The sequence below is a fragment of the Chryseobacterium sp. genome, from assembly GCF_022869225.1.
Lineage (GTDB): Bacteria > Bacteroidota > Bacteroidia > Flavobacteriales > Weeksellaceae > Chryseobacterium.
The window spans coordinates 1,547,271-1,569,234 of sequence record NZ_JALIHL010000001.1 but is presented as its reverse complement, the minus strand read 5'-3'; the positions used below and the strand labels follow the sequence as shown (position 1 = coordinate 1,569,234).

The window sequence follows — 21,964 nt, the reverse complement described above, 5'->3', positions numbered from 1 at the left end:
ATGAGAGTTATTCAACATATTATCGATACAAAAGCTGTAAAAAAAGTTTTAGCGGCTTTTCCTGATGAATGGGTCATTAGAGAATTAAGCGAAAGAGATTATGGAATTGACTTAATGGTTGAAATATTTGAGCAAATAGGAAAGGATGATCATAATCACAATCAATATGATACAACAGGATATACTGCTTATCTACAAATTAAAGGTACAGGAGAAGAATTGAAATTTTCAAATAAAAAATCTGAATCATGCTCGGTTACGCGAAAACACTTAATGTATGTAGAAAAGTTTCCAATTCCATTTTTCTTTTAAAAGTTTCGACATTTACTGAAGGTGAAATTTATTTTGTTTGGCTACAGCGTTATATATCAGATGTTTTAGATGTTGAAGATCCTTCATGGAGAAGTAGCAAAAAGGATAAAATTCTAATTAAAATTCCCAAACATAATAAACTCTCAGATAAAATTAATAAAATTATTCGTATAGCTTCAAAAATAAAATATGTTGAAGAATTAGCCGAATTTCTTGAGAGAATTAATAAAATAAATTATGACATAAAAAGCGGTGCTATAATTGATGAAAAAGTCTGTGATAGCAACATTGCAAGTCTCAGAAGAATTAAACGTTTAAAAACTCTCTTAAAATATAATAACTCCAGTATAAGCTCGACATCTGTCGACAACTTGATTAACCATGTAATAGATATAAAAACTAGAAATGACGATTTTGAAGATCTTTTGAATGATGAAGACAATTTTAATTTTAATCAGTTATATAAAGAAATTACAAATCTACAGTTTGTTGAAAATTTTGAAGCAGAAAATCATTTTGATACAAGTTATTAGCAATATTAATTTGCAACTAAATAATCTATAAAAGTCGTTTTTCGTTTTAGATTTCCTTCAATACAAATACGACTTTTAGATTTTCTCAACAAATTGAATTAAATCATCTCCATTAATAGATATATAGAAAGTTTCTATAAATTCTTCATAATCTTGTCCAATGATAAGCATAATTGGCTCAGGACACTTATAAGCAGAGCTTTTTTGCAATTTTTTTCATTTGAGTGATATCTTGTGAACTGGCAATAGGTAAAGCATTTGGATGATAATGCCATTCTCCTAAATAATATTGACCTTCTTTCCATAGGTGCTCTAAAGTTTTTTTCACCCCTTTAGTTCCTCTTACAAAAGTTGTTCTACCATGTTTAGAATCGGCAGGCGGTCCTAGCACTTTTGTTATAATTGCAGATTGTAAATTGGAATCATACATACCAACCAATATTCCGCCAGTTTCTAAATTTCCTTTTTCTATACAAAATTCCCTAAGCTCTAAAAGTAAATCTTCTGTAAGGAATACCGAAAGTTTATTAATATCATTTGTATAAATCATTATTCATTGCTAATATTTAATCCTGTGAAATTACCACTATCATCATAATTTTTACTTATTACTGTCAACTTTGCCCCTTTGCCTTCCATCATTTCTTTTTCAAAAAATTTTATAGCAGCTCCGATAAGCATCAAAATATCATCCAATCTTGCAGGAAATAAAGGATGCCAACACCCAATTCCTTCAATCACCTCTTCATTCCCTAGACTTTTTTGAGAATCTAATCTTAGCCAATCTTTAATTCTTATATCAAAGTCTTCCTCTAAATTATTCTCTTCATTTGAAGGTCTTGTATAAAGATAAAATGAATCAGCCATATATCCGGTTGAAATCGATGTAAAAAAGAATTTCTGGCCAGCATTAATTTTATCACTAATCACCCTCAGAACTTCATCATTGGCTGTTGCATCAATAACAACATCAAAACCATTGAGGTAATCATTATTTTTTTTAAGAACATCTTTTAAGCTATAGCTCTTAAATGAAGATTGAACAGCTGGGAAAACTTTATTTAATTGATTGCTTAAAGCTTCAGCTTTTTTTAATCCGATTGAATCTAAAGTTAATATATGACGGGACAGATTACCTGCCTGCAAAATATCCATATCCAAGACTTCTACATTTACTATACCCAATCTTACCAAAGATTGTATGAAAATTGATCCCACAGAACCAGCACCAATTATTAGTATATTTAAGTCTGAAAAGTCTTTTTTAAGTTTTCCCCTACTATTCAATTGTTTAGAGTTCCAATTTTCAGTATTTAACCATTCAATGTTTTTTTCACTTTGTAAAGCGATTTTAATCTGAGTTTTTATAAGTTCTGATGAGCCTAGCCGAAACCCTTTAACAATAGGTAATTTGGGGAATTTAAATGCAAACCAATGAATTAATGTCATTTCTTCCCCTATCTTCTCTGAAACAGGAAAACCCAGCATCACAAAAGATGGTACCTTGCCTTCTTTTCTAAGATTCCTGCATTCGTCATAAAGAAACCTGTAGAGTGCTATATTTTGTTTCTCTAGAATAGTTTTTAACTCGGTAAAACTAGCCGGAATTTGCCAAGGTCTAACGACTGGTATTTCATCGATTAATTGCCAAATGCCATATTTAAATTCTTCATCCAGTTTATCAATCTGATTCCCCCATGGAACATCAAATTTGTCTCCACCAATAGCTAAAGACTTAATTAAAAATAAATCCACCGACCGATTAAATCTAATTGCTTCAAACGTACCAGAGGTCTTACTTCTCTTGTTCCAATCACTAAAAGAAACTTCATCCTCATTAAAAATCAGGTGAATATTTGATCTTGGCGGAAACGGAGGTAATTCAAATGGATCGCCTTTTTCAACCAAAGTATTGCTTGATGCTGCGATAATCCATTGCTTACATCTCTCAACATGCCATTTCAATCTTAAATTCAAATCTCTAGGCTCCTTAAGATATTGCTTTCGTCCCCAGCTACCTTGTGTTTCAGTTAAACATATTTTACCCGATGTCCATTCATTTTTATCAATCTTTAGATTGTAATCCTGATGCTGGAAAGTTGAAGTTAATCCATGCTCTTTGCTTGGTAAAATCAAAATATCTCCATCAGGATAGTCATTATCAACAAATAAATACCACTGCGTATCTTTAGGCAGACTTTCAGACTCCTGAATATCAAGTGAAATTTTAAAAATTAAATACCATTTTTGAAGAACATCGTTCCACAAAAAATCTTGCAATAAAGAATATCCTTGAACTTTTTCTAATTGCCTTCTTGCTTTCTTTAGTTCTTCACTTGGTTCAAAATTATGCAAAACGTCCTGATTCAACATTTGAGCTTTCTTTTCTAGACGTAAAACCACCAGAAGGAGGGGTAGAATTTTTCTCAGAGCCGTCATCGTCGTCGTCATATGGAGGAAACTTTTCTCCGAAAATCTCCCGCCATTTGTTTACTTGATCCTTTAAACTTTCTGCTTCCATTGCTTCCTTAGCTAAAGCTGAATATTCTTTGGCTGAATCATAAAAAGACTTAAAATCATCTACTGATACTCTCTTCCATACATCATGCTCAGGAACACCTCTATCCGGAAGTATTGGTGTCCTATTAAAGAAATAGTCTAAATAATACGTATCAATAATGTTTTCTAATGTTTTGGAAACCCCTTCTGCTACTGAGGAAATACCGTCAGGGCAACAATTACCAATCATATGTTCAATAGGATAACCTTTGGGATATCTGAGGTCTGTAAGTTTTAGTGTTCGCCACCATTTTTAAAGCCTTTACAACATTTACAAAATGTTTATTGGTATTTTTGTTTTTGTCTCTCGTCCATCTTATTTGTTCAAGTGGATGGGTTTGGTCCCATTGCTCTGCTTCACGATCAGGAATCCATAAAGGACTGGTTTTCCATTCCGCTTCTGATTTTACTGCTTCTGATAGATAAATATTAGCTTTTAATAGATCAGGTTCAGACCATCCCTTAGAAAGTTTCCATTCGTAATTTGAACTAAAATCTTCTAACATTAAATTTGACATAACACTATTAGATTGTAAAGCTGCCTTATCAGTCTCAGAAGGGGCAGATGTAATTACAATATCTAAATCAACATAGGATAAGGTTATTCCTATGGAACGACCTTGAATTTCATACTTCCCCTCATAATGCTTTTCTACAAAAGGTATAAATTTCTTTATAGCATCTTCAGGTGTTACCGAAGCCCTATCCAAGTTGGTTACAATAATTACATCAACATCAGCTCGTTTATTGTTTACAGGCTTTACTGCTGTTGATCTACGATAGCTCCCTTGTAAAAATGTTGAAATTATAATATCTTTTAAATCTTCATCAGCATTAAGACGCTCCCGAAGAGTCTTGTGTCCTCTCTTCAAATCATCCTTCTGAGAAGATGTTAATCTAATATTTGATAAAAAATCGTTGAAATAAGAATCAATTTTCATGTATATGTTGTTGTTTTTATTATAAATCTAGAATAGCGTGATATCCTTTTGATCTTTGTTGCTCGTAGTCATATTCATACAATGTTGCTGAACCAAGAGGACTGATTCTTTGACCAAGAAAGAAAGCCATGGCAACAGGAGCAGCCATAAAAATATGTAATCTACCATTAATTGTATGTTTTCTCTTTAAGGATCTTACACTGGCAATCAATTCTTCTAGAGCAAGTACGGCATGAGTAGCATCTTTAATTGAGTTTCCTCCAATCCCTGTTTTTATAGTTGCCTGTATTTCTGAGTTAATTCCTGTTAAATTTTTTTTAACGAAATCAGATACTTCTTCTCTTACATCATGAGTTACACTAATAGATAAAACAATATCATTACCATTTTTATCAATTTGATTGGTTTCGATATCCCAGAATGGCGGTAAATATTCTTCCCTTTTTTCAAGTTGAGGTCTCCACATCAAATTCCCTTTAAAGGTTTTCTGTACGATTGTAATATCTAAACCTCCAAATTTGGGATTGAGTCTCTTTCCTAATAGCATTGCAATAGATAAATGAGTATCTAAATGTAATAAAACTGGAGATTTTGCTAATATTATTTTATCTGCAATTCTACCAATTTCTGTATTAATGAATTCCATTCCGGAATACTCATCCAAAATAAATCTTCCAGAAAAACAATGAAGTAAACACGAAATATCATTAACTTCGTTATGTAAATTTTCAGCACCTTTATAAAAACTACGAACGCCTGCTTTAAAAAAGTTTTCTTCAACTTCCTTAATTCCTATATATAATCTTTCTTGTTTACAAATTTCTAAAAGTTCTTCCCTTGTGAAGATATTCTGACCCATACCATGCAGCTTCTGTATTAAATCATTATATTTACTAGAAAGTTGGTCTTCAGGAATTGGCTCAAACCCAGAAGAGGATAAATACATATTTAATTTATCCTTTAATCTACCTAAGTCATCGTAACTGTGTTTAATCCTTAATGATGACAGTACTAACATTAATGTTTCATCAGAATCTATATTGAGATGTTTTTTCCAAGCTTCTCTAATTTTCCCATACTTCGATGTTGCTCCCCCTTTAGCTAAAACTTCAATTCTAATTCCTCCATTATTACCTAGTAAATTCTTTAAATCATTACTATGGTCTATAGTCCAAGTATTTACAATATTAAACCTCTTATACGGAAAGCTACTAGGGTCATTCTGATAATTTTTATATAATCTTTGCAGAATTGATTCGGTTTTATTTCCAATAAATTCAGAATCCATTAAAGATTCCCAAGTGAAACCTTTGTCATGATCAACATGAAACTTAACTTGATAGCAGTCTTCTATAACATCACTATCAGATTCTTTAACAGCAGGATCATAGTAAACAACTACATCGTCAAATCCAAACGTGTTATTTGCTTCCCATGCTACCTTTTTGACACGAGTATGTGAATGGTAAAGACCACATGCTTTCAACCAAAAGAACTTGGCTTGATAATCATCACCGGTTTGTCTCGCAATAACATTTTTTCCCCATATTAATATATTTTCATGATTTATAAACATGTACTGCGCATCAATTATGCCTAAATGGCTTTTTTGACAAAATGACACAATTTTATATATTTATATGTTTAATTTAAAGTTATTGTCATTGAAAAATAGATATTTTATTGGTTATTTGGTAAAAAGGACATAATGAAATATAAATCATATTATAACTATTTATATTTGTAACACTCCGGTCGAGATAATGGTACATATTACCCATATCTCATTATCCTATAGAAAATCATTCATATCTATACAAAATTAAGACCTTGTAAACAGCTTCAAACCATTACTGGTAAGCTATGTTGTAAGGTTTTTGTTTTTGCTTGGTGAAATGTCGATTAAGCAAGATTGAGATTTTTATTTTCACACTATACGTTGTGCCATTTTAAGCCTTATCTATATAAAAGTGATATGAATATACCAGAATTAATTTTAAAGCTAAAAATTGGGGTAAGTTCGGAGACCGTCTGAAATGATTTAGCAACTAACTACTTTAAAAAATTTTAGAAAAATGGCGAGGTTAAGGTCTGTGTATAAAACCACCCCCTCTCTTTGCGAAAAGAAAATTGATTTTTGAAAAGTATAACGGCATCACAGATTTTAAATCGATTCTTGCAAGCCTGATATCTTTACCGATCATGGTTCATAGAGTTGTCGCAATTAATTTTCGAATTGCCTAATCCCATATAGTTTTATTAAATAAAGATAATCTATTGACAAAAAGCATTTTACATTGAATTTGTTTTTGTAAATTGTACATAAAACTAAAGCCTTAATCATGAAGCTCTCATCTACTTCAACTGGTTCTACAACAGAACCCTCAGACTTGTCTATAGACAAACGAAATCCTTTCATCAATTGTCACACACATACCTTCACAGGAGACCACATACCCAGATTTTTTAGGTAAAAGATTATTGCCATTTGGGCTTGGATATATATTGACCATAGATCTGATTGTCAATTTTTTCAGATGGTTTTATAAAGGACCTGCAAAATGGAAGTACAAACGTCCGTACAGAATTTGGAGATCTCTTCGCTTTCGTATTCTCTGGTTCATTCAGAAAATTTCCTTTTTAACTCTTCCCATAAGCATTATATTAACCATTGATACTTTACTAATACTTTTTTTGGATACCTTGCCGGAAAATATAATGCCCAAACTTGGTTCTATTGGATAGAGTGGCTTAACGGTTTTATGCAGAATATCTTTTTACTCCCGTCACCTCAACACACGATTCTAAGAGTTCTAATCATTCTCATTTCTATATTATTTATCAAATCAGGGAGGAAATTAATTCTTTTTATTGCCAAAATTCTATTCCAATTTCTTCGGTTCTTGCCTGGACCTGAGACTTCTGCTTACTTAAAACGTTATATCAGCATAGGTCGATTCGCCTTTCATGAAAAACAAACAACTATTTTCCGAATGCTAGAAGAACAATATCCTCCTGACAGTCGATTCGTTGTTCTCCCAATGGATATGGATTATATGGAAGCTGGTAAGCCCAGATCTCAATATCCGGAGCAACTTAAAGAGTTGAAGCAACTTAAACGAACCAAATCCAAGAGCTGCCTTCCCTTTATATTTGCTGATCCCAGAAGAATTAGAGATGATAAAAATTATTTTAAGGAAATTAAAGACTGTATAGAGAACGAAGGATTCAGAGGAATCAAGACTTATCCTGCACTAGGTTATTATCCATTTGACAAAGATTTGCTCCCTTTAATGTTATGGGCTTGTGAAAACCAAATACCGGTTCTAAATCATTGTATCAGGGGGACTATATATTATCGAGGAGATAAAAAAAGAATGGAACCATCATCCCATATTCTTACAATCAACCGGAGAAAAAGGAAAGACTGAACCACTCTTGCTCGACCAACTTAACAATAGTGATTTTTCTACCAACTTTACCCATCCCCTAAACTATCTCTGTCTGCTAGATGAACGATATTTGAAGTTAGTACTGGAACATTACAATGATCATGAATTGTATTCAATGTTTGGTTATACTACTTATGATCAGCCACTCGCGAAGAACCTTGATAATCTTAAAATATGTTTTGGTCATTTTGGAGGAGAAGACGAGTGGGCAAAATATATGGAACGAGACAGATATGTCTCTGAAAACGGCTTCACAAATCCATTAGGGAAGGGTATAAATTTTATTCCAACAACATTGGAAAATTCATGGCGATATAACACATGGTTTGCGATTATTTATAGCCTGATGCTGCAACATCCTAATGTCTATGCCGATATCAGTTATATTCTCCATGATGAGAAGATATTTCCTCTTCTAAAATCACTTTTGAAAAAAGATAGTGGGATCAGTGACCGTATCCTTTATGGAAGTGATTTTTATGTTGTGCGCAGCCAGAAAAGTGATAAACAAATGTGGGCAGATACCGCAGGAAGATTGAGCGACAATGAGCTGGAGCTAATTACAAGACAAAACCCCCAAACCTTTCTTTATAACAATATCGATAAATATGTTAAATAATGGGCAAAAAAAACTATAACTCAACTATTGAACCTATTAAAAGTGCATCGGACCTATGGAGATCACTTTTAAACGGTGCCGGATTAGACATTGTATTTTTTGATAAAGATATTGCTGAAGACAATGAAACACAGACTGGACTCTATCAGCAACTCAATATCAATGAAAGAAGTTCATTCCCAGATGACCTTGAGAAAAATAATATTAGTGTAGAACAACTTCTTACTGCTATTTTTCTGTCCTTGAACCGTATGGAATGATGATGAGCGATCTTTGTGCCTTTTTTGAGAAGTATGAAATAAAACAGGTTGATAAAGAACTAAAAATCGAATTTGACTTTAATAGTAAAGTTATAGGTGAACTTCAGTTTAAATTGGAACATTTCAGAGCTGCAATTTTAGAATTAGAGAAAGTTAAAAGCCTACATATTGGTAAAGTGAATGATCAGGGCCTTTTATTTAATCTCAATAGGTTGTTTTCAGAAGACGTATCTAATAATAATGAAGCTCCACAACAACTGAGAGAAGACTACGTGGTAACACCAATTAATGCCACTCCTATTATGATCCAGCCTATGTCAAAAATTGTTCGTAACTGGATCAATAATTTAAACAATACAGAAATAGATAAAATTGGAAACCCAACGATTGATACACCAATTACTGATGAGAAAGAGCTTGATCAACAGTTAGAGCTCTGTATGAATATTTGGAAAAGCTTTGTAAGCTCTTGCATCTTTTTTGATCGAAAAAGGATGATAGCATATAATAAGATGGAAGAACAAATGGAAAATAATTTTCATACGATTAATTCATGGCCCCTTGATTTTCTTAAGGGTAATCTTCATGACCGCTGGCCCTCAAATTTTCTGGATGTAATGTTCTCTAGGGTAGAGCGGATAAATAAGATGGATGGATTAAATAAGTCGATCAAAGCTCATGAACTTTCAGCTAAGTTGAAGGATTTTTTTGACTCTTTTCCTATTATTACAAGCACCGAAGATCGAATGGTAAAGCGATTAACTAATCTGCTTAACCTTCCTATCTGGAAAAGGCGTCATGAATTATATTCGGCCTGGATGCTTACTAATATTGAAAAATCCCTTGAAGGCTATCCCTTAACAGTTCACCATACAGATGGAGTGCTGAAAATGCCTTTTAGACCAACACATCTTATTACCGTCCATTCTACAAATGTAGAGCTATTATTGTATTCTGAAATGCGTTTGAAAGCTGAACTAGAAAGCAAAGAACGTAATGGAGCAATTCAACCAGACTATATTCTTTTCAAAAAAGGAATAGAAGCTAAAGATGCTAAAGTAGTAATCGAGGTCAAGCAATATAGAAAACCAAGCAATTCTAATTTTGGGGATGCGATCAGGGATTATAGTATAGGCTGTCCAAATGCACATATTTTTCTTGTAAACTATGGTAAAACATCTGATGCGCTTAAACTACATTATGAGTTCCGTAATGAAGTTTTGGGTGAGGTGCGTCCTATTTCCGATAATCAAGAGGAATTTATACGTTCATTGCAAAGTAAATTGGCAGCCCTTACTTTTTTTCAGAAGAACAGCAAAAATTGTTGGATACTCATCCCGCAAATCATTTAATTGTAGATATTTCTAGTTCGATGTTGATCTCTGATCCTAACCAACAGAAAATAAGACAGCTTTTAAATGCTATTTTATTTTCTTGTAAAATAATAACTACTACAAAAGCAGTTGATACTATAGTCAAAGCCGAATGGAATAGTCTTACAAATGAAAATATACAAGAATTACTTGAGCTAGAAAAAGGAAATAGCACAGGATTTAATCATCTTTTGCCTAAAGTATCAACTCCTGGACTTACAATAATTACCGATGCTGATGGGCGAGAACAGATGGCAAATTACACAGGAAGCCCATATCTACTTATCGTAATCGAAGGATTTGAGTCTATAAAAATTTCTTGGGAAAATCGGAATAGCCTTGGAATAAAATCGAAATAAATCTCTAATTCCATAGGAGAATATAAATATTAAATAAGCAAGATTTACATTTTCATTTTCACCTTGTACCATGTGTTATTTTAGGCATTATCTCTTGCTAGGTGCTAATAATGTATCAAATTTTATTTTAAAACCTTAAAATCGGAGTATGCACAAAGGATGTGGAACTCATTATAGGAATACCTCAACACCTTAATTGAAAAAATCTAGTAAATTCGAGAGAACGGGGTATGTGTATAAAACTACCCTTCCCTTGCTAAAAAGAAAAACGACTTTAAAAATAGGGGGTGGCTTCTTCGGATTTACATTCTCAATATAAAATTTCAACTTTTTCTCTGTAAGTATAGTTTTATCCATCCCTAATTTGCTAAGTGATGTGTATTTTCTGTATGCTTTTACTACTGTGATAGTGATAAAGCAAAGACGGATAAATGGTTTTAGAGGTTATTTAATTGTCGTGTGGATGAACTATTGAATTATTCAAAAAATAAATAAAAATGAATTTGTTGTCTAAATGTTGTCTAATAACAAATAAAACCACTGATAATCAGTGGTTTTTGTGGAGTTGGAGGGATTCGAACCCTCGTCCAAACAAGCAATACATAAGCTTTCTACATGCTTATTCTGCTATTGGTTTTCGACTGGAGGCAGAGAGCAGACACCCAACTTCCAGCTTATCTTCTAAATTTTCGTGTTTTAGCCGAAGCTTCTAAAACCTTATTTCCGCATTCCTATATCCCAGGATCAAACGCCGCAGAACGGAGCATTTGTGGAATATCTTGCTTCCCTACTAAAATCTTCGGGAAAACGCTTGATCTACTATACTTCGATATTAAGCTGCAAGAGCGAACTCTTCGTTGCCAGTTAAAATTTTGTAGCAAGGGATTATAGAGATCGCGCTACGGTTCTCTGCATGCTTACTTACCCATTGACCTTGCTGTCGAAACCAGTCAACCCCATAAATAAAGTGAATGCAAAGATAAGACTTTTGTTTAAATACCATCACTATTGTTGATAGGTTTTTAATATTAATGGTATCGAAGAAATGATAACAATAAAGAGTGCCGGATTATTCCGGCACTCTTATGGACTCTAGTCTCTGTTTTTTAAAAGGATCCATCCTGAAGACTGTATGGTTTTTTTGCTGATCTTATCTTCCCAGAACAATCGGTACCAATAAGTTCCGGTTGGAAGAGGTCCTCCAAGGTGTTTTCCGTCCCAGATCGGAGTTTTTGAAGTTGGTTTAAATATTTCTTTTCCATACCTGTCAAAAATACCGCCTTCAAAATTTCCGTATTTACTGATCTCGCTGAAATCAATGATATCATTTCTGCCATCAGCGTTTGGAGTGATTACATTGGCCATAAAGAATGTGTAATATACTGCTGTTGTATCACATGTTGCTCCTCTGTTTCTTACCCGTATTGAATATTGGGTATTTCTAAGAACATTAAAAGTATTGGATGTCTGCCATATGATCCCTCCGTCAATTGAATATTCCAAAGGAACGTTTCCGTTATTTTGAGCGATAATTGTTAAAAGATTATTGTTATATATAATTTCTTTAATTTGAGGCGTAACAATATATCCGACGGTTGCAGTAAATATTTTTGAACAGACGCCGTTACTTATCGTTACAGAATAGGTTCCCGCTGTATCTACATTAATGGTTTGAGTTGTAGCTCCTGTGCTCCAAACGTAGGTGTAATTCGGTCCGCTTCCTGCATCCAGAATTCCTTTGTCACCTTTGCAAATTTCAATATTATGCAGCGCTGAAACGATTTCCGGGACCACGGTAATGGTGATGGTTGCCGGAGTTGTTGATGAACAGCCATTTGCTCCTACTCCTGTTACCGTGTACGTTGCTGTAGAAGTTGGAGAAACGATCTGTGTATTTCCGTTTCCTGTTAATCCCGTCCAGGTATACGTATGGGCGCCTGCTGCTGTAAGGGTTATGGATTCGCCTTTGCAGATTGATAATTTTGGTGCAGAAACACTGATTATTGGTGGTGTCACATTTTTAACAACAGTTACTGAACCTTGTTTTACACATCCATTTGGAGTTGGACTGGTAATGGTTAAGGTATAAGTTCCTGAGTTATTGACAGTCGGAGTTAATGTATTGGCTCCGGAAACAATATTTCCGCCTCCTGTTGCGGTCCATAAGAATGTTGCTCCGGGTTGGTAGACTGAGGCTGTTGCATTTAAAGTAATCTGGGCATTTGTACAGTTGATTTGTTCCGGAGTGCTGATAGTAATGATAATCGCAGGATCCATTGTTACCGTTACAGATTTCGTGTATTGACATCCGTCTGAAGTTGTCACTGTTACCGTATAAGTTCCTGGCGTATTTACTGTCGTCGTTGCGGCTGTCGCTCCGTTTGACCATAAGAAGGTATTTCCCGTTCCGTTTGCCGTGGCTGTTAATGTGGCTGAAGATCCTTCGCAGAATGTTAAAGTTCCTGAGATCTGAACATTTGGATTTGTACCCTGGGTGATGGTTATAGAGACAGGATCACTAGTACAGGTTCCGTTGTTATAAGTTAAAGTATAGGTTCCCGGAGCTGAGACGGTGATTGATTGTGTTGTGGCTCCGTTTGACCACGTGTTGCCTGTTGCAGCGCTTGAGGTTAAAGTAACGGCGCCATTATAGCAAATTACATGAGATGAAGCGGTAATCGTAGGAATGGGTTTTAAATTAACAAGTAATTGTAATTCCGCAATCTTTGAACAAGATCCGGATTTTACAAGAACATAAATGGTGGTGTTTCCTGAAGTGTAAGCGGCTGGAGTTGCGATGGTATTGTTATTTTCTGCTAAAGCATCTGCTTGATTTAAATAATAATGGAAAGTGGCTCCCGGGGTTGTACTGATATTCGGCTGAGCTGAAGTTAAATTAAATGTTGCTGTATTTGAATTGGAACATAAGCTTAAAGATGAATTCTGAACTGTTGGAATAGCTCCCTGAATTACCGTTACAGATTTTGTGTACTGACAATTGGCCGGGGTTTTTACCGTTACGCTATAAGTTCCTGATGCGGAAACCGAAATGGTATTTCCCGTAGCTCCTGTTGACCAGGTGTAGGTATTTCCGGTTCCGTTAGAAGTGGCTGTCAGAACAGATGTGGATCCGCAAACCACTAAGTTTCCTGAGATCTGAAGATTGGGATCGTTTTCGGCTGTTAAAGTAATTGAAGCCGGAGCGCTTGTACATGCACCGTTAGAAGTCGTTACAGAATAAGTTCCTGCGGCTGTTACTGTAATGGATTGTGTTGTTGCTCCGTTTGACCATGTGTTTCCTGTTGCGGCACTTGATGTTAATACCACATTTCCTCCAAAACAGATTGTTGAAGATGTGCTTGTAATCGTTGGTGCTGCTAGTTGTGTTACATTTAATTGTAATGAAGCTACTTTCGAACAGGTCGTTGATTTCACTCTGACATAAATCGTTGCATTTCCTGAAGTATAAGCTGCGGGAGTTGCGATGGTATTGGTATTGCCGGCAGCGGCATCTGCCTGATTGACATAATAATCAAAAGTTACTCCCGGGGTTGTACTGATGCTTGTTTGAGCGGATAGTAAATTAAAAGTGGCTGTTGTTGCATTGGAGCAATCCGTTAAAGTGGCATTTTGAACTGCCGGAATGATGCCTTGTATTACCGTTACGGATTTTGTGTACTGGCAATTTGCCGGAGTTTTTACCGTTACAGTATACGTTCCCGGACTTGTCACATTAATTGAGGCAGCTGTTGATCCGGTTGACCACAGATAGGTATTTCCGGTTCCCGTTGAGGTTGCTGTAAGAGTAGTGGAGGTGGCGTCACAAAGGGTCAGGTTTCCATTGATCTGTACATTCGGATCTGTATCCTGGGTAATTGTTACAGAGGCCTGTGGACTAGTGCAAATACCGTTTGTGCTTGTTAAGGTATAAGTTCCGGGAGTGGTCACGGTGATTGATTGGGTAGTCTCTCCGGTCGACCATGTATTTCCGGTTGTATTACTTGATGTTAAAGTAACATTTCCGTTTGGACATAATTGTGTTGATGAAGCGGTGATCGAAGCGGTTAAGCTCTTGTCTTTAAAAACAATTGCATTGGTCTGCTTGCATGAGTTATTTGAATTATTCGGGCTGTTCGGATCCTGATAGCTTATATTGTAATAATAAGTTGTATTTGTATTTACGGTCATTGGGGCGGTAATGGGGTTCGATCCTGTTGCTGCATTGTTGGCCGTGCTGTAATACGATACGGAGAAATTGGAATTTCCATTTAAAATTCCGGAAGATAAACTACTGAAGTCGAAAGTCGCCGTACTTCCGCAAATATTTATTTCCCTTGGAGAGCTTGCGGTAGGTCCTGCATTTCCTGGCGGAATGAAAGGATTCGGTGCAATGGTCGTATTGGTAAAAGGAGAAACGAACGTTGCGGTTCCTCCCCATGTTAAATTAAATGTATAAACGGTAGTAGACCAGTTGTCTATATATAAATAGTATGTCTGTCCGGCTTGTACATCCATAAATCTGCAGTATCTGGGGTTACCGCTACCGCCGGGTACACTTATGGCAGTACTGCTCATGTTCAGGCCGGTAGCTCCGTAATCCCCGGAGGCGTTACATCGGATAGGTGTCCCTCTGTTGGAGCAGTTTACGTTAGGCCCGTAGACCGCCCAGTCGTAATCGACCGGTCCTGTGGGGGTAATATCAAAAGTAAGCGTTCCGCTGGTTGCGATTGTGAATTTGTACCACACTGAATGATTTTCGTTAGACAGGCATCCTCCGAGATTTTCATTATTATTTCCAATTCCTGAAGGAGTATAATTAATATTGGAGTTTCCGCATGCGGTAATTGCTGAAATACAGTCTTCCTGTGCTGAAAGGAACGGGCTGGAGATAAGTAGAAATAGAAAGAGTAGTTTTTTTGCCATCGCTTGTATTTTGCTTTTTAACAAAAATAATATTTTTTCTTATTAATTTCTATTTAAGTTTCTGGTAATTAATTGATTACGTTTATTTTTAATTATAAAGTTGATTAAGGTGAATTTTATAAATTATTTTATGGTATTTTCAGTAAATTAATTAAATTTTTATAGATTAATTGTTAAAGCCTTTATTTGTTTGTATATTTTTCAGGTTTATCATAAGGGAAAATCGTGAGAGAGAGCGGAATTCTACATAGTAACCCAATCAATAAAAAGTATTGCTGGAAATTACTTTTAATAAAGTATTTTAGATTATTTTTTTGAATAAAAGATGTTGAAGTTTTGTGTTTTAATAAAAAATGTCTACTTTTGCAATCCAAAATGAGATGTAAAATATGTTAATAATTCCGGTAAAAGATGGTGAATCCATCGACAGAGCTTTAAAGAAATACAAGAGAAAATTTGATAAAACGGGTACAGTTCGCCAATTAAGATCTAGACAACAGTTTATTAAGCCTTCTGTGACTCTAAGACAAGCTAGACTAAAAGCAGCTTACAAACAAAGAGCACTTAGCAAAGAAGAGCAGGCTTAAGATTTTTTCTTAACCATATATTAATTCACTTCTTAAATTCTTATATTTGAGGAGTGAATTTTTATTTTTATACCTAAAGCGATGTTGGATAAATTTTTAGAATATTTACAATTCGAAAAGAGGTATTCTCCCCATACCATTACAAGCTATAAAAAAGACCTTGAGGACTTTTCTCGTTTTTATCTTAAAACAGAGTCATCAGAAGATATTTCCAGATCGGACAAAAAAATAATCCGGAATTTTATTGTAGAATTAAGCGAAAATGATATTTCTAAAAGAAGTATCAATAGAAAATTGTCTTCACTCCGGAGCTTTTTTCTTTTTCTTTTAAAAATAGGGGAGATTAAAGTTTCTCCTGTAGAGGGAATTTCTTCATTGAAGTTTTATCCTGAAAAACAGATTCCTATGTCCCAGGAGGAAATGACGGATCTAAGCGAAAGGATCTTAGAACAGAGCCATGATGTGCTTGAAAAATGTATCATAGAGGTGCTTTATCAAACCGGTATGCGGAAGGCTGAACTTTGTGGCCTGATATTTGAGAATGTTGATATATACGGAAATGAATTAAAAGTCGTTGGAAAAGGGAATAAAGAAAGGGTTGTTCCTATTTCCGGAGACCTGTCTGGGCTCCTTAAAAATTATCTGGAGATAAGAAATCCGCAGGCAGAATGTAAATCCTTTTTTTTTGTGAATAAGAAGGGGAAAAAACTCAACGAAAAATTTGTTTATGTGGTAGTTAATAAGTACCTTAGTCTTATAACAACAAAGGAAAAAAGAAGTCCTCATATCCTTCGGCATAGCTTTGCTACTCACGTGTTGGACAATGGGGCGGAGATCTCCAAAGTAAAAAAAATATTAGGGCATTCGAGTCTTGCCAGTACTCAGGTCTATACGAATGCTAATATTGAACAATTGAAAAAAGTGTTTAATCAAGCTCACCCTCGAGCGACAAAAAAAGAAGAATTATGAAGATTTCAGTACAATCAATTGGTTTAACTCCACACGAACCACTAGAATCACACATCGACAAAAAAGTAAGCAAACTTGATACCTTCTATGACAAAATTCAGGAGTGTAAAGTGTTTTTGAAAGTTGAAAATAACTCGGATAAAGCTAACAAAACAGCTGAGATTATTTTGGCGGTTCCGGGAGACGATATCGTAGTAAAGAAGACATCTGCAAGTTTTGAAGAAAGTCTGGACCTTTGTGTTGATACTGCTAAAAAGCTACTAATCAAGAAAAAAGAAATGGCTTAGGAAAAAAAGTTAAAAAAAGTTTATAAAAAATTTGAGAATTCAAAAAATCCGTTCTATATTTGCACTCGCAAAAAAGGAACAGCGATCTTTTGAATTCTTTTTTAATTTGCCTCCATAGCTCAGTTGGCCAGAGCACGTGATTTGTAATCTCGGGGTCGTGGGTTCGAATCCCTCTGGAGGCTCTATTAATATAAACTTTTGGGGAGATTCCAGAGTGGCTAAATGGGACTGACTGTAACTCAGTTGCTTCGGCTTCGTAGGTTCGAATCCTGCTCTCCCCACTTTTATATTATGAAAAAAACTTGCAAGTCTCAAGAATTATTCTTAGTTTTGCACAGCGTTTACCAATAGTTTTGGAAACAAAATTGCGGAAGTAGCTCAGTTGGTAGAGCGTCAGCCTTCCAAGCTGAATGTCGCGGGTTCGACCCCCGTCTTCCGCTCAAAAGAATCACACCTTTAGGGTGATTTTTTTTAACACTGAAATGTATAGAGTAGAGTTTCTCAACCACTTTCAGTCCATTTATTAAAATGCCTCCATAGCTCAGTTGGCCAGAGCACGTGATTTGTAATCTCGGGGTCGTGGGTTCGAATCCCTCTGGAGGCTCCATTTTAATATAAAATATCTGGGGAGATTCCAGAGTGGCTAAATGGGACTGACTGTAACTCAGTTGCTTCGGCTTCGTAGGTTCGAATCCTGCTCTCCCCACATTTTATATTATAAAAAAAAACTTGCAGATGTAAAGGATTTTTCTTAAATTTGCACAGCGTTTACCAATAGTTTTGGAAACAAAATTGCGGAAGTAGCTCAGTTGGTAGAGCGTCAGCCTTCCAAGCTGAATGTCGCGGGTTCGACCCCGTCTTCCGCTCAAAAAAATCACGCTATCCGGTGTGATTTTTTTAATTAATGCCGACTTAGCTCAGCGGTAGAGTGCTTCCTTGGTAAGGAAGAGGTCACGGGTTCAAGTCCCGTAGTTGGCTCTCGATACTCCCGAATTTCCTTCGGGAATTTTTTTGCCCAAATTTTAACAGTAATATAGAATAGAAAGATCTTGCTTCGATAAAAAATAGAGAATAGGTTTTGTATGTTTTTTACATCTGTTTGATAGGAATTAATGAGATGGATTTCTTTTTCTGCTTCTTAAGACCGGCTTAAAATAGATCGCTATTAATACCTTCAATGGAGTTCCCGGAAATTGATCAGCATCCTGTTCCTGATTTTTTATAGCATCTTTAGAATTGCAATCATAAAATTTTCGCTAAATTCGTGTAAAATATATTTTTGATGAATATTCTTTTATTAGAAGATGATCTCATTCTTTCAGCAGAGCTTTGCCGGTTTTTAGAATCAAATAATTTTAGCTGTGATAAAATCTATGACGGAGAAACCTTTCTCCGCCAGATTAAAAATAATACCTATCAACTGTATCTGCTGGACATCAATGTTCCTAAAATAAACGGACTGGATGTTTGTCAGACGATCCGTTCCTTTGATAAAAATACCCCTATCATTATAATCTCTGCTTATGGAGATATCTCCGATAAAAAAGATGCCTTCACAAGATTGGCCGATGATTATCTTGTAAAGCCATTTCAGTTTGAAGAGCTTCTCTTAAGAATCAATTCATTGTTGAGAAGAAAGACCTCTTCAGATACCTCAGATCAGGATATTATCAGAATCGATGATCTTATTATCAATAAAACAGAACAGAAGGTGTACCGTGGCGGGAATGAAATTACGCTTACCCTGAAAGAGTTTCAGCTCCTGGTCTATTTGGCAGAAGCGCAGGGAAGAACCGTTTCCAAGCAGCAGATCACAGAACATGTATGGGAACATAATTTTAATACCAACACCAATACGGTAGAGGTGTACATCAACTTCTTAAGGAAAAAGATCGACAAAGATTTTAAAATAAAGCTCATCCATACACGCTCCGGTTTCGGATATTATTTAAGTCCATTATAAATGTCTTTAAAAAGAAAGATTGCTTTAACGATCAGCATCGCCTTTTCATTACTTTTTGGAATGGTAATGTCCGTTATTTATTTATCTTTTAATGATTTTAGAAGGGATGAATTTAAAGAAAGGTTCAGGCAGAGACTTGAATTTACCACTCACTTTATCTTTAGATCTAAAGATTTTGAGGAAGAGGCCCGGTATTTTTTAATGAGAATTCAGACAATATTCTTTTAAATGAAAAGATTTTAATTTTCAATGACAAAAAAGAATTGATCTACAGTACGATCAAGGACAGGAATGTTACCTGGGATAATACGATGCTTAAAGAGCTGGATAAAAAAAAGATTATCTATACGGAAAAAACGGTTCCGGAGGTTTATGCAGCACTGAGAAACATCAAAGGTGAGAATTATTACATCCTTACCAGCGCTTTTGACACCAATGGAAAATCAAAACTGACGTATCTTAAATATCTTTTGATTTTATCTTATGTAATGAGTACGCTTCTCATTGGTTTTTTCAGCTATTATTTCGTGGAAAAATTCTTACGGCCTTTGGAAGATCTGAACCAGGAAATTTCAGAGGTTACCGCTCATAAACTGACAACGCAGATCCCCGTTCAGCAGTCCAATGATGAAGTAAGTGTTCTTGCAAAATCTTTCAATACAATGATCGGAAGACTGAATGATGTCTTTCAGTCCCAGAAAGATTTTACCGCCAGTGCTTCGCACGAAATCAGGACTCCTATTACAAGAATGGCTTTTCAGCTGGAAAATCTGATAAAATTTGAACAACACTCGCCTAAAACACTGTCAGCACTGCAACAGATCCAGCGGGATGTATACCAGCTGTCAGATTTGACCAATTCATTGCTGTTGCTTACCAAATTTGATAAAGAAAATATTCAGAGCATTTATGAAGAGGTAAGGATTGATGAAGTTATTTTTGAAGCCTTTGAAGCTGTCGAAAAAAGTTATCCGGCCCTTAAACTGGATTTTTTAATTACGGAAGAAACTTCGGAAAATGCCTTTCTCACAATAAACGGAATACACTCACTGCTCATTATTGTATTCATTAATTTATTCAAAAACGCAGCGGTCTATTCTGATACGGCCGAAGTAAAGGTATTAATAACGGAAACGAATGATCGTCTTTCCGTAGATGTCGTTTCTCATGGAAATACCATTCCGGCTGAAGAGCAGTCTAAATTATTCGAAGCTTTTACAAGGGGAAACAATGCACAGAATATCTCCGGATCCGGATTAGGGCTCAGAATTGTTAAAAGGATTCTGGAATACCATGATGCCGAAATTTTATATTCCACTCCGGCAGAATATCTGAATACATTCACCGTGGTTTTTAAAAAATAGATTTTCTTATCCTTATGATATAAAATCTTATTCCTCAATTTTGGTAAACTTTGGATTGAATTTTAAATGAAAATTCAATATATAGAGAAAAATTTCAACATTTTTCGGATATGTATAGGGCCTTAAACGTCCTGTTTAAGGAGATTTTAATTTTTTTTTAAGGATCATTTAAGTTTCTTTTAATCGCATCAAAGCAATTTTGTAATTTAAAAATAAAAATAATGAACAAAATTGCAGTGCTGTTTTTGGCCATTTCCTCATTCATGGCGGCACAACAGCAAATGTCTCTTTTGGATTGCGAAGAAGCTTTTCAGAAGAATAACCTCCAGCTGCTCGCCGAACAATACAATATCAGTATGGCTGATGCAGATATTCTACAGGCTAAAATCTGGGAACTGCCGCAATTGAGCGGACAGTTCAATGCCTACAATCCTCAGGATAGAAAGTTTTTTGATGTTGGACATTCAAAAGGAGGAGGGATTACGCAGTTAATTTATATGGGAGGTAAGAAGAAAAATGAGATAGCCTTCGCAAAATCTAATAAAGAGCTGGCCCAGCTGCAGTTTTCCCAGCTTCTGGTTGATTTGAGGGCTCAGCTTCGGACCACTTATTTCAATCTTTACTACGAAAAGTTAAAATTAGAGAATACCAATAAGCAGTTAGGGTATATGAATGACCTCTTAAGTGCTTACCGAATACAGTCAGCCAAAGGAAATGTTTCTCTTAAGGATGCTGTAAGACTACAGAGCATTGTGATCCAGCTGAATCATGATAAGCTTGAGATCAATAAAAACATTCTTGATTTTGAACAGAATTTAAAAGTTTTAACCGGAGTTTCAGAAGATATAGATCCAACAATGTCTGAATCTGAAGCTAAAGAAGTGCTCGCAGCGCAGCCTTTTGGTGATGAAGACGAGCTCAAAAGCAAAGCCCTGGAAAATAATGCGGATTATCGTTACAATTTAAAATTAATTGACAACAGTAAGCTTTATGCCCAATGGCAGAAATCACTGAATGTACCGGATCTGAATGTAGGAGCAGCATGGGATCAGGCGGGAGGTACCTTTAATAATGAAGTCAATCTGACCCTGGGAATTCCTTTACCGCTATGGAGAGCCAATCAGGGGAATGTGGAAAAAGCCAATTATGCGATTCAGCAGAATCAAAAAAACGCAGATTTTCAGAAATTAACCCTTGAAACAAAGGTGCAGTCTGCCTACAAAACCTGGAAAGCACAATATGAGCAATTACTGGATATCAAAACCGCAGATCTGCAGAATATGGATCTGGTGTATAACGGGATGCTGACCAATTTCAGAAAAGGGAATGTGAATCTTATTGAATTTACAGATTTTATGGACAGTTACAGGGAGACCGCTCTCCAGATCTATGACATGAAAAATGAAATCATGCAGTCGGCAGAACAGCTTAATCAATTAGTACAAACGAAAATATTCTATTAA

The 21,964-nt window shown here is 35.4% G+C and carries 19 protein-coding genes, 7 tRNA genes and 1 other RNA gene; 20 read left to right on the top strand and 7 right to left on the bottom strand.

Annotated elements, in window-relative coordinates; all coding sequences use genetic code 11:
- Positions 1–312 (top strand): DUF4365 domain-containing protein, encoded by a 312-nt coding sequence (locus MUW56_RS07350; RefSeq protein ID WP_292012578.1) that lies wholly within the window; start codon positions 1–3, stop codon positions 310–312.
- Positions 249–845: a hypothetical protein gene (locus MUW56_RS07345; protein WP_292012577.1), complete on the top strand. Its 597-nt coding sequence runs from the start codon at positions 249–251 to the stop codon at positions 843–845. The genes MUW56_RS07350 and MUW56_RS07345 overlap by 64 nt, the downstream gene beginning before the upstream one ends.
- A 187-nt stretch (positions 846–1,032) precedes the next feature.
- On the opposite strand, the gene MUW56_RS07340 is transcribed toward MUW56_RS07345, so the two are convergent.
- Genes MUW56_RS07340 through MUW56_RS07320 form a run of 5 tightly spaced genes read right to left on the bottom strand, consistent with a single transcriptional unit; the run spans position 1,033 to position 5,921 of the window.
- Positions 1,033–1,395 (bottom strand): Mov34/MPN/PAD-1 family protein, encoded by a 363-nt coding sequence (locus MUW56_RS07340; RefSeq protein WP_292012576.1) that lies wholly within the window; start codon positions 1,393–1,395, stop codon positions 1,033–1,035.
- Complete coding sequence (locus MUW56_RS07335; protein ID WP_292012575.1) at positions 1,395–3,218, bottom strand: ThiF family adenylyltransferase; 1,824 nt, start codon at positions 3,216–3,218, stop codon at positions 1,395–1,397. The genes MUW56_RS07340 and MUW56_RS07335 overlap by 1 nt, the downstream gene beginning before the upstream one ends.
- Complete coding sequence (locus MUW56_RS07330) at positions 3,193–3,594, bottom strand: hypothetical protein (protein ID WP_292012574.1); 402 nt, start codon at positions 3,592–3,594, stop codon at positions 3,193–3,195. Before MUW56_RS07330 ends, MUW56_RS07335 begins: the two co-directional genes overlap by 26 nt.
- 4 nt (positions 3,595–3,598) lie before the next feature.
- Positions 3,599–4,345: a hypothetical protein gene (locus MUW56_RS07325; RefSeq protein WP_292012573.1), complete on the bottom strand. Its 747-nt coding sequence runs from the start codon at positions 4,343–4,345 to the stop codon at positions 3,599–3,601.
- 19 nt (positions 4,346–4,364) lie between these two features.
- Positions 4,365–5,921 (bottom strand): SAVED domain-containing protein, encoded by a 1,557-nt coding sequence (locus MUW56_RS07320; RefSeq protein ID WP_292012572.1) that lies wholly within the window; start codon positions 5,919–5,921, stop codon positions 4,365–4,367.
- Positions 5,922–7,338: 1,417 nt separating this feature from the next.
- On the opposite strand from MUW56_RS07320, the gene MUW56_RS07315 reads away from it, so the two are divergent.
- The 5 genes from MUW56_RS07315 to MUW56_RS07295 all read left to right on the top strand — a co-directional run bounded on the left by MUW56_RS07315 (position 7,339) and on the right by MUW56_RS07295 (position 10,408).
- Entirely contained in the window at positions 7,339–7,776 is a 438-nt protein-coding gene (locus tag MUW56_RS07315; RefSeq protein WP_292012571.1) for a hypothetical protein, read from the top strand.
- Positions 7,777–7,867: 91 nt separating this feature from the next.
- Positions 7,868–8,416, top strand: a complete 549-nt coding sequence (locus tag MUW56_RS07310) for an amidohydrolase family protein (protein ID WP_292012570.1) — start codon at positions 7,868–7,870, stop codon at positions 8,414–8,416.
- Entirely contained in the window at positions 8,416–8,676 is a 261-nt protein-coding gene (locus tag MUW56_RS07305; RefSeq protein WP_292012569.1) for a hypothetical protein, read from the top strand. The genes MUW56_RS07310 and MUW56_RS07305 overlap by 1 nt, the downstream gene beginning before the upstream one ends.
- Complete coding sequence (locus tag MUW56_RS07300) at positions 8,673–10,028, top strand: hypothetical protein (protein WP_292012568.1); 1,356 nt, start codon at positions 8,673–8,675, stop codon at positions 10,026–10,028. The genes MUW56_RS07305 and MUW56_RS07300 overlap by 4 nt, the downstream gene beginning before the upstream one ends.
- A complete protein-coding gene (locus MUW56_RS07295) occupies positions 10,001–10,408 on the top strand; it encodes a hypothetical protein (RefSeq protein WP_292012567.1) in 408 nt (135 codons plus the stop codon). Before MUW56_RS07300 ends, MUW56_RS07295 begins: the two co-directional genes overlap by 28 nt.
- Before the next feature lie 557 nt (positions 10,409–10,965).
- Here MUW56_RS07295 and ssrA read toward each other — a convergent pair.
- Positions 10,966–11,366: a transfer-messenger RNA gene (gene ssrA, locus MUW56_RS07290) on the bottom strand.
- 134 nt (positions 11,367–11,500) lie between these two features.
- Positions 11,501–15,331, bottom strand: a complete 3,831-nt coding sequence (locus MUW56_RS07285) for a gliding motility-associated C-terminal domain-containing protein (RefSeq protein WP_292012566.1) — start codon at positions 15,329–15,331, stop codon at positions 11,501–11,503.
- 389 nt (positions 15,332–15,720) lie between these two features.
- On the opposite strand from MUW56_RS07285, the gene rpsU reads away from it, so the two are divergent.
- The 13 genes from rpsU (at position 15,721) to MUW56_RS07220 (ending at position 21,964) form a co-directional block, all read left to right on the top strand.
- Positions 15,721–15,918 carry a 30S ribosomal protein S21 gene (gene rpsU / locus MUW56_RS07280; RefSeq protein ID WP_034693154.1) on the top strand — a complete coding sequence of 66 codons (198 nt, stop codon included), beginning with the start codon at positions 15,721–15,723 and terminating at the stop codon, positions 15,916–15,918.
- 81 nt (positions 15,919–15,999) lie between these two features.
- Complete coding sequence (locus MUW56_RS07275) at positions 16,000–16,887, top strand: tyrosine-type recombinase/integrase (protein WP_292012565.1); 888 nt, start codon at positions 16,000–16,002, stop codon at positions 16,885–16,887.
- Complete coding sequence (locus tag MUW56_RS07270; RefSeq protein ID WP_292012564.1) at positions 16,884–17,174, top strand: HPF/RaiA family ribosome-associated protein; 291 nt, start codon at positions 16,884–16,886, stop codon at positions 17,172–17,174. Before MUW56_RS07275 ends, MUW56_RS07270 begins: the two co-directional genes overlap by 4 nt.
- Positions 17,175–17,282: 108 nt before the next feature.
- Positions 17,283–17,356, top strand: a tRNA-Thr gene (locus tag MUW56_RS07265).
- 18 nt (positions 17,357–17,374) lie between these two features.
- A tRNA-Tyr gene (locus MUW56_RS07260) sits at positions 17,375–17,455 on the top strand.
- 86 nt (positions 17,456–17,541) lie between these two features.
- Positions 17,542–17,614: transfer RNA gene (locus MUW56_RS07255), tRNA-Gly, on the top strand.
- 90 nt (positions 17,615–17,704) lie between these two features.
- Positions 17,705–17,781, top strand: a tRNA-Thr gene (locus MUW56_RS07250).
- Between the two features lie 18 nt (positions 17,782–17,799).
- Positions 17,800–17,880: transfer RNA gene (locus tag MUW56_RS07245), tRNA-Tyr, on the top strand.
- Positions 17,881–17,968: 88 nt separating this feature from the next.
- Positions 17,969–18,040 (top strand) — tRNA-Gly (locus tag MUW56_RS07240).
- A gap of 40 nt (positions 18,041–18,080) precedes the next feature.
- Positions 18,081–18,152: transfer RNA gene (locus tag MUW56_RS07235), tRNA-Thr, on the top strand.
- 304 nt (positions 18,153–18,456) lie between these two features.
- Positions 18,457–19,137, top strand: a complete 681-nt coding sequence (locus MUW56_RS07230) for a response regulator transcription factor (RefSeq protein WP_292012563.1) — start codon at positions 18,457–18,459, stop codon at positions 19,135–19,137.
- 263 nt (positions 19,138–19,400) lie between these two features.
- Entirely contained in the window at positions 19,401–20,501 is a 1,101-nt protein-coding gene (locus MUW56_RS07225) for an ATP-binding protein (protein ID WP_292012562.1), read from the top strand.
- 221 nt (positions 20,502–20,722) lie between these two features.
- Complete coding sequence (locus MUW56_RS07220; RefSeq protein ID WP_292012561.1) at positions 20,723–21,964, top strand: TolC family protein; 1,242 nt, start codon at positions 20,723–20,725, stop codon at positions 21,962–21,964.

What these genes read in the sequence shown, in the direction of transcription:
- MUW56_RS07335 (WP_292012575.1), bottom strand. Translation starts at nt 3,218, where the DNA reads ATGTTGAATCAGGACGTTTTGCATAATTTTGAACCAAGTGAAGAACTA.
- MUW56_RS07220 (WP_292012561.1), top strand. Translation starts at nt 20,723, where the DNA reads ATGAACAAAATTGCAGTGCTGTTTTTGGCCATTTCCTCATTCATGGCG.
- MUW56_RS07305 (WP_292012569.1), top strand. Translation starts at nt 8,416, where the DNA reads ATGGGCAAAAAAAACTATAACTCAACTATTGAACCTATTAAAAGTGCA.
- MUW56_RS07340 (WP_292012576.1), bottom strand. Translation starts at nt 1,395, where the DNA reads ATGATTTATACAAATGATATTAATAAACTTTCGGTATTCCTTACAGAA.
- MUW56_RS07285 (WP_292012566.1), bottom strand. Translation starts at nt 15,331, where the DNA reads ATGGCAAAAAAACTACTCTTTCTATTTCTACTTATCTCCAGCCCGTTC.
- MUW56_RS07275 (WP_292012565.1), top strand. Translation starts at nt 16,000, where the DNA reads ATGTTGGATAAATTTTTAGAATATTTACAATTCGAAAAGAGGTATTCT.
- MUW56_RS07345 (WP_292012577.1), top strand. Translation starts at nt 249, where the DNA reads ATGCTCGGTTACGCGAAAACACTTAATGTATGTAGAAAAGTTTCCAAT.
- MUW56_RS07315 (WP_292012571.1), top strand. Translation starts at nt 7,339, where the DNA reads ATGCTAGAAGAACAATATCCTCCTGACAGTCGATTCGTTGTTCTCCCA.
- MUW56_RS07320 (WP_292012572.1), bottom strand. Translation starts at nt 5,921, where the DNA reads ATGTTTATAAATCATGAAAATATATTAATATGGGGAAAAAATGTTATT.
- MUW56_RS07325 (WP_292012573.1), bottom strand. Translation starts at nt 4,345, where the DNA reads ATGAAAATTGATTCTTATTTCAACGATTTTTTATCAAATATTAGATTA.
- MUW56_RS07350 (WP_292012578.1), top strand. Translation starts at nt 1, where the DNA reads ATGAGAGTTATTCAACATATTATCGATACAAAAGCTGTAAAAAAAGTT.
- MUW56_RS07270 (WP_292012564.1), top strand. Translation starts at nt 16,884, where the DNA reads ATGAAGATTTCAGTACAATCAATTGGTTTAACTCCACACGAACCACTA.
- MUW56_RS07330 (WP_292012574.1), bottom strand. Translation starts at nt 3,594, where the DNA reads ATGATTGGTAATTGTTGCCCTGACGGTATTTCCTCAGTAGCAGAAGGG.
- MUW56_RS07300 (WP_292012568.1), top strand. Translation starts at nt 8,673, where the DNA reads ATGATGATGAGCGATCTTTGTGCCTTTTTTGAGAAGTATGAAATAAAA.
- rpsU (WP_034693154.1), top strand. Translation starts at nt 15,721, where the DNA reads ATGTTAATAATTCCGGTAAAAGATGGTGAATCCATCGACAGAGCTTTA.
- MUW56_RS07230 (WP_292012563.1), top strand. Translation starts at nt 18,457, where the DNA reads ATGAATATTCTTTTATTAGAAGATGATCTCATTCTTTCAGCAGAGCTT.